This is a genomic window from Kitasatospora sp. NPDC004615 (genome assembly GCF_042873545.1).
Taxonomy (GTDB): Bacteria; Actinomycetota; Actinomycetes; order Streptomycetales; family Streptomycetaceae; genus Kitasatospora.
Genome location: NZ_JBIALQ010000010.1, coordinates 163,785 through 170,867, shown reverse-complemented (window position 1 = coordinate 170,867; position 7,083 = coordinate 163,785). Strand labels below are relative to the sequence as shown.

At 74.1% G+C, this 7,083-nt stretch carries 5 protein-coding genes; all 5 read left to right on the top strand.

All coding sequences use genetic code 11. The features are described from left to right. Positions 1–2,727, top strand: a 2,727-nt coding sequence (locus ACFYS8_RS30365) for a HAMP domain-containing protein (protein ID WP_387647042.1), incomplete at its 5' end; no start/stop codon positions are given. Positions 2,728–2,731: 4 nt separating this feature from the next. Then, a complete protein-coding gene (locus ACFYS8_RS30360) occupies positions 2,732–5,065 on the top strand; it encodes a SpoIIE family protein phosphatase (RefSeq protein ID WP_387647040.1) in 2,334 nt (777 codons plus the stop codon). A gap of 22 nt (positions 5,066–5,087) precedes the next feature. Next, positions 5,088–5,513 (top strand): SRPBCC family protein, encoded by a 426-nt coding sequence (locus tag ACFYS8_RS30355; protein ID WP_387647037.1) that lies wholly within the window; start codon positions 5,088–5,090, stop codon positions 5,511–5,513. Positions 5,514–5,572: 59 nt separating this feature from the next. After that, positions 5,573–6,439, top strand: a complete 867-nt coding sequence (locus ACFYS8_RS30350) for a Rieske 2Fe-2S domain-containing protein (RefSeq protein WP_387647034.1) — start codon at positions 5,573–5,575, stop codon at positions 6,437–6,439. Beyond that, positions 6,436–7,035 (top strand): endonuclease, encoded by a 600-nt coding sequence (locus tag ACFYS8_RS30345; protein ID WP_387647031.1) that lies wholly within the window; start codon positions 6,436–6,438, stop codon positions 7,033–7,035. The genes ACFYS8_RS30350 and ACFYS8_RS30345 overlap by 4 nt, the downstream gene beginning before the upstream one ends. Positions 7,036–7,083 lie beyond the last annotated feature (48 nt).

Below are 7,083 nucleotides of genomic sequence, written 5' to 3'. Positions count from 1 at the left end.
ACCGACAACGTCAACGTGATGGCGTCCAACCTGACCGGCCAGGTCCGGTCGATCGCCCAGGTGGCGACGGCGGTGGCGCGCGGCGACCTGTCGCGCCGGGTCACTGTCGAGGCGGAAGGCGAAGTCGCCGAACTGGTCCGTACGTTGAACGCGATGGTGGACACCCTGTCGGCGTTCGCGGCGGAGGTGACCCGGGTGGCCCGCGAGGTCGGCACCGACGGCATCCTCGGCGGCCAGGCCCGGGTGCCGAACGTGGCGGGCACCTGGAAGGACCTGACCGACAGCGTCAACTTCATGGCGCACAACCTGACCAGCCAGGTCCGCAACATCGCGCAGGTGACCACGGCGGTGGCCGGCGGCGACCTGACCCGCAAGATCGACGTGGACGCCCGGGGCGAGATCCTGGAACTCAAGAACACCGTCAACACCATGGTGGAGCAGCTCAGTTCGTTCGCCGCCGAGGTGACCCGGGTGGCCCGCGAGGTCGGCACCGAGGGCCGGCTCGGCGGGCAGGCCGAGGTGGAGGGCGTCTCCGGCACCTGGAAACGGCTGACCGAGAACGTCAACGAACTCGCCGGGAACCTGACCCGGCAGGTGCGGGCGATCGGCGAGGTCACCGGCGCCGTCACCGCGGGCGACCTGACCCGGTCGATCACCGTCGAGGCGTCCGGCGAGGTCGCCGACCTGAAGGACAACGTCAACGTGATGGTGGAGTCGCTGCGCGAGACCACCCGGGCCAACCGCGAACAGGACTGGCTGAAGACCCACCTGGCCCGCCTCACCGGCCTGATCCAGGGCCGCCGCGAGCCCGCCGCCGTCGCCGAACTGCTGATGGACGAACTCTGCCCGCTGCTGAACGCCCAGTACGGCACCTGCTACCTCTCCGAGGAGTACCTGACGGAGGACGGCGCGGCCCGGGCCGGCGCCGGGCGGCCGGTGCTGGTGCGGGCCGCCGCCTACGGCCACCGGGCGAGCGACACCCCGCGCCGGTTCGGCCTCGGCGAGTCGCTGATCGGCCAGGCCGGGCGCGGCCGCCGCCCGATCGCCCTCACCGACCTGCCGCCCGGCTACGCCGAGATCGGCTCCGCGCTGGGCTCCGGCCCCCCGCGTGAACTGCTGATCCAGCCGATCACCATGGAGGACCGGCTGCTGGGCGTGGTCGAGGTCGCCACCCTGCACCACTTCACCGACCTGCACCGGGACTTCCTGGAACGCCTCGCCCAGGACATCGGAACCACCCTGGCCACCCTGCTGGCCAACGCCCGCACCGACGAACTGCTCCAGGAGTCGCAGCGGCTGACCGCCGAACTCCGGGCCCGGTCCGAACAGTTGGTCGACGGCCAGGAGGAACTGCGGCGCTCCAACGCGGAACTCGGCGAGAAGGCCGAACTGCTCGCCACGCAGAACCGCGACATCGAGGCGAAGAACCTCCAGATCGAACAGGCCCGCCGCGAACTCGAGGACCGCGCCCGCCAGTTGACCTCCGCCTCGATGTACAAGTCGGAGTTCCTGGCCAACATGAGCCACGAGCTGCGCACCCCGCTCAACAGCCTGCTGATCCTCGCCCAGCTGCTCGCACAGAACTCCGAGGGCAACCTGACGGACAAACAGGTCGAGTACGCCGAGGTGATCCGCTCGGCCGGCTCCGACCTGCTGCAACTCATCAACGACATCCTCGACCTGTCGAAGGTCGAGGCCGGCAAGCTCGACGTCACCGTCGAACGGTTCCCGCTGCGCGAACTGCTCGACTACGTCGACACCGCCTTCCGCCCGCTGGCCGCCGAGAAGAACCTCGACTTCCGGATCGGCGCCGCGCCCGGCGCGCCCGCCGAACTGCGCACCGACCAGGCCCGGTTGCGCCAGATCCTGCGCAACCTGCTCTCCAACGCCGTCAAGTTCACCGACCGCGGCTTCGTCGAACTCACCGTCGAACCCGCCCGGACCGGTGAACTTCCCGGCGGGCAGCGGGAGTCGGGCGCCGTCGCGTTCCGCGTCCAGGACTCCGGCATCGGCATCGGCGCGGACCACCTGGAATCCATCTTCGGCGCCTTCCAGCAGGCCGACGGCACCACCAGCCGCAAATACGGCGGCACCGGCCTCGGCCTGTCCATCAGCCGCGAACTCGCCCGGCTGCTCGGCGGCGCGGTGAGCGCCGAATCGGTACCGGGCGAAGGGAGTTGCTTCACCCTGCTGCTGCCCGACCGGCTCGCCCCCGCGCCCGAAGCCACCGCCGAACCCCGCGCCGGCGAACCCCGCGCCGCCGAACGCCGCGCCGGTGAACCCCGCTCCGGCGAAGCCGCCGGCCCGCCCGGCGCCGCACCCGCCGCCCCGTCACCCGCCCGCGCAGGCCGACTGGCCGGCCGCACCGTCCTGGTCGTCGACGACGACTCGCGCAACGTGTACGCCCTCAGCACCGCCCTCGAACTCGAAGGCGCCACCGCCCTGCACGCTGCCAACGGCCGCACCGGACTCGCCATGCTGCGCGCCCACCCCGAGATCGACCTGGTGCTGATGGACCTGATGATGCCCGAACTCGACGGCTACGCCGCGACCGCCGCGATCCGCGAGAGCGCCGAACACGCCACCCTCCCGATCATCGCCGTCACCGCGAAGGCGATGCCCGACGACCGCGCCCGCAGCCTCGCCGCCGGCGCCGACGACCACCTCACCAAACCCGTCGACACCAACCACCTGATCACCACCGTCCAGCACCGGTTGGAGAGTTGACGCCGTGTCGAAGACCAGCGAGCCGCACCGCACGGGAGCCGACCCGCGCCGTCTGCTCGCCCTGCGGCTGCGCCACGCCCAGGACGAGACCGAGGACCTGCGCGCCGCCCTCGCCGCCCGCCCGCTCACCGCCCTCGCCACCGGCGTCCTCGCCGAACGGCTCGGCTGCGGACCCGCCGAAGCCGGCAGCCAACTGCTCGCACTCGCCGAACGCGCCCGGCTCACCCCGCAGGAACTCGCCGCCGACATCCTCACCACGCTGCCCGGCCCCGCCGACGGCGACACCACGCCCGCCGCCACCGCACCGCCCGACCGACTGCCCGGACGGCCCGAACCCACCGTCGACGCCGCCCTCACCCAGGCCGCCGCCATGGTCGCCGCCACCGCCGCCGTGCTGTGGACCGCCCGCCCCGGCGGCGTCCTGCACCCCGCCGCCGCACCCGGCTTCGGCGACACCGAACGCGCCGACTGGCGACACGTCCCGCCCGGCCTCGACACGCCCGCCGGGCGCGCCCTGCGACAGCGCACCACCCAGGGCCCCGAAGGCCCGGTCGCCGCCACCCTCGGCGCCGCCCGCGCCCCCTACCGCCTCGCCGTGCCCGTGCACCGCGCCGACGGGCCCGCCGCCGTCCTCGAACTCGCCTGGCCCGAGCGCCCCGGCGACCCCACCACCGCCGAACGCCGCCGCCTGCAAACGATCGCCGAGGTCTGCGCGCTCGCCCTCACCGACCCCGGGCTCGCCACCACCGGCCCCGCCCCCACCGACACCGGCGCCATCGACGCCGCGCTCGCCCCCGCCGCGCTGCTCGACCCCGAACCCGCCCACGGCACCCCCGCCGACTTCCGCCTCGCCCGGGTCAACGCCGCCTTCACCGACCTCGCCGAGCGGCCCCCGCACCGCCTCGAAGGCCGCACCCTCACCGAGACCTACCCACTGGCCTGCGCCGACGGCCTGCTCGACCTGCTGCTCGAAGTGCACGCCACCGGCCGCCCGCAGCACCACGACAGCCTCGCCCTCACCTTCCTGGCCGGTCAGACCCCCGCCCCCGTCCTGCTCGAACTCGCCGCCGCCCGCCACGGCAACCGCCTGCTGGTCAGCTGGCAGCCCGCCGCCGGCACCGACCGCACCGACCACCTGCTGCGCGCCGCCCAGCGCCTCAGCCACCTCGCCGGGTTCGAGGAGGACCTACGCACCGGCGAGATCCACTGGACGCCGCGCACCGCCGACCTGCTCGGCCTGCCCGCCGGCACCGCCCCCGTCCCGCTCGCCGCCCTCGCCGCGCACGTCCACCCCGACGACGAACAGACCGTCCGCCGGGTCGTCAACTCCGCCGTCCAGCACGGCCGCGCCGACTCCGCGGTGTTCCGGATGCGACACCTCAGCAGCTACACCCACTACGTGCGCCTGGTCGCCGAACCCGTCCTCGACGCCCACGGGCACACCGCCGCCGTCCGCGGCGCCTACCAGGACGTCTCCGCCCAGCACTGGACCGAGACCGCGCTCGCCGCCACCACCGAACGCCTCGCCGACACCCGGCAGGAAGCCGCCGACAACCACCGCCTCGCGCTGCGCCTGCAACAGGCCATCCTGCCGCCTGCCCCGCCGCCGCTGGAGAGCGCCGGCCTGCGCGCCGCCGTCCGCTACCGGCCCGCCTCGCAGCGCGACCGGGTCGGCGGCGACTGGTACGACACCACCCTGCTGCCCGACCGCACCGCGCTGCTGGTGGTCGGCGACATGGCCGGACACGGCGTCGAGGCCGCCACCGGCATGGTCGCCCTGCGCAACGCGCTGCGCGGCCTCGCCTACACCGGCGCCGGGCCCGGCCGCCTGCTCGGCTGGCTCAACGAGGCCGCCGCCGACCTCACCGACGCCACCGCCACCGCCGTCTGCGCCCGCTACCACCCCGACACCCGCACCCTGCACTGGGCCCGGGCAGGCCACCTGCCGCCCCTCCTGCTGCGCGACGGCACCGCCGGCCCGCTGCCCATGCCGCACGGCATCCTGCTCGGCGCCGCCGAAGACCCCGAGTACCAGGAGGCCCGGCACACCCTGAGGCCCGGCGACATCCTGGTGCTGTACACCGACGGCCTGATCGAACGACGCGACCAGTCCGTCGAGGAAGCGCTCGACCACCTCGCCCAGGTGCTCGCCGAACCCGCCGCCGACCTCGACACCCTGCTCGACCGGGCCCTGGAACTGAGCGTGGCCGACACCGACGACGACACCTGCCTGATCGCCGTGGAGGTCCTCGGCACGGTCCTCGGCACCACGAACGACGCGTCGGACCACGCGTCCGACCCACCCGCACCGGCCGCACACCCGGCCGGGACGACCTGACGAGAGACGGAGGAGAGCAGCCATGACCATGATCCAGGAGACCGTCGAGGTGGACGTCCCACTGCACACCGCCTACAACCAGTGGACGCAGTTCGAGGACTTCCCCCAGTTCATGGACGGCGTCGAAGAGGTCACCCCGCTCGACGAGCGGCACAACCACTGGCGCACCAAGATCTCCGGTGTAAGCCGCGAGTTCGAGACCGAGACCGTCGACCGGCAGCCCGACCGGAAGATCGTCTGGCGGACCGTCGGCGGCGACACCGACCAGATGGGCATGGTCAGCTTCGCCCGGCTCGACGACGACCGCTGCGAGGTGCGCCTCGCGATGGACTACGACCGGCAGGGGATGGCCCACCACACCGCCGACACCACGGGGATCATCGACCGACGGGTCCGCGGCGACCTGGAACGGTTCAAGTCCTTCATCGAGGAGCGTGGCGTCGAATGAGGACCCCGGGTTCGCGGCCGGCCGGGTTTGAGGCCCGCCACAACGGACAGCCGCCCCACATGGACAGAGCATGCTGCTCAGGCCCCGCCGACTGGCTGGACGCCCCCACCCACTGGACGTTCCTCGACCCGGTCGCCGACCGCCTTGCCGACTTCATCCAGGCCCTGCCGCTCGGCCGGGTGCGCGACGTGCTGCACGGCGTCCCGCTCGGCCACCCACTGCACCCGGCGCTCGTCGAGACCCCGATCGGCTGCTGGCTGGCCGCCGGAGTGCTCGACCTCACCGGCGGCGACGACCGGGCCGCCCGCACCCTGACCGCCGTCGGGCTGATCAGCCTGCCGCCGGTCTTCTGGTCCGGCTGGGTGGACTGGTCCCGGCTGCCACCCGCCCAGCGCCGCCTCGGCCTGGTGCACGCCGCGAGCGCCGCCACCGCCGCCATCCTGCACGGGTGCTCGCTGCGGGCCCGCTGCCACGGCCACCCGCTGCGCGGCCGGGTGCTCGGACTGAGCGGCACCACCGTCGTCGGCCTCGCCGCCGGGCTCGGCGGACACCTGGCGTACCGGCACGCCGCCGGCGCCGCCCACGCCGAGGCCGAGTTCCGGCTCGCGCCGCCCGACTGGCAACCGCTCGGCGACACCGCCGAGTTCCCCGAAGACGTCCCAGTGCGCCGCCGGCTCGGCGAGGTCGCCGTGCTCGTCGTGCACGGCTCCGACGACAGCTGGACGGTCCTCGCCGACCGCTGCACCCACACGGCCGGATCGCTCGCGGACGGCGAACTGATCGATGGCTGCGTGCAGTGCCCGGAATGCCAGTCCCGGTTCCGGCTCAGCGACGGCCACCCCGTACAGGGCCCCGCCACCGCCGTACAGCCCCGCTTCGAAACCCGGATCCTGGCCGACCGGCTGGAGGCCCGGCCACCCCGATGACCACCGTCCAGGACCTGCTGGAGCGGCACGGCACCACGTACGCCGAGCAGGCAGGCATCCGGCTGCGCGACACCCCCGCGCCGCTCTACCAACTGCTGGTCCTCACCCAGCTGTGCGCGATCCGGATCCGCGCCGACACCGCCGCCGACGCCGCCCGCGAGCTGTTCGCCGACGGGCTGCGCACCCCCCGCGCGATGACCGGGTCCAGCTGGCAGCAGCGGGTCGACGCGCTCGGCCGCGCCCACTACGTCCGGTACGACGAGAGCACCGCCACCGTGCTGGGCGAGGGCGCCGCACTCGTCCGGGAACGCTGGCACGGCGACCTGCGGCGGCTGCGCGAAGAGGCCGAACGCGACCCCGCCGCGATCGGCCGGCTGCTGCGCGAGGTGCCCCGGATCGGCCCCGTCGGCGCGGACATCTTCCGCCGCGAGGCCCAGCTGCTCTGGCCCGAGCTGCGCCCGTTCTTCGACCGCCGCGCCCTGTCCGCCGCTGCCGGTCTGGGCCTGCCGCGCGAGCCCGACGCGCTTGCCGCGCTGGTCCGCCCCGACGACCTGGCCCGGCTCTCCACGGCGCTCGTTCGGTCCACGTTGAGCTGATCGACGGTCGGCCAGGTGGGCGCCGGGGACAGAGCTGGGCAGACGCGC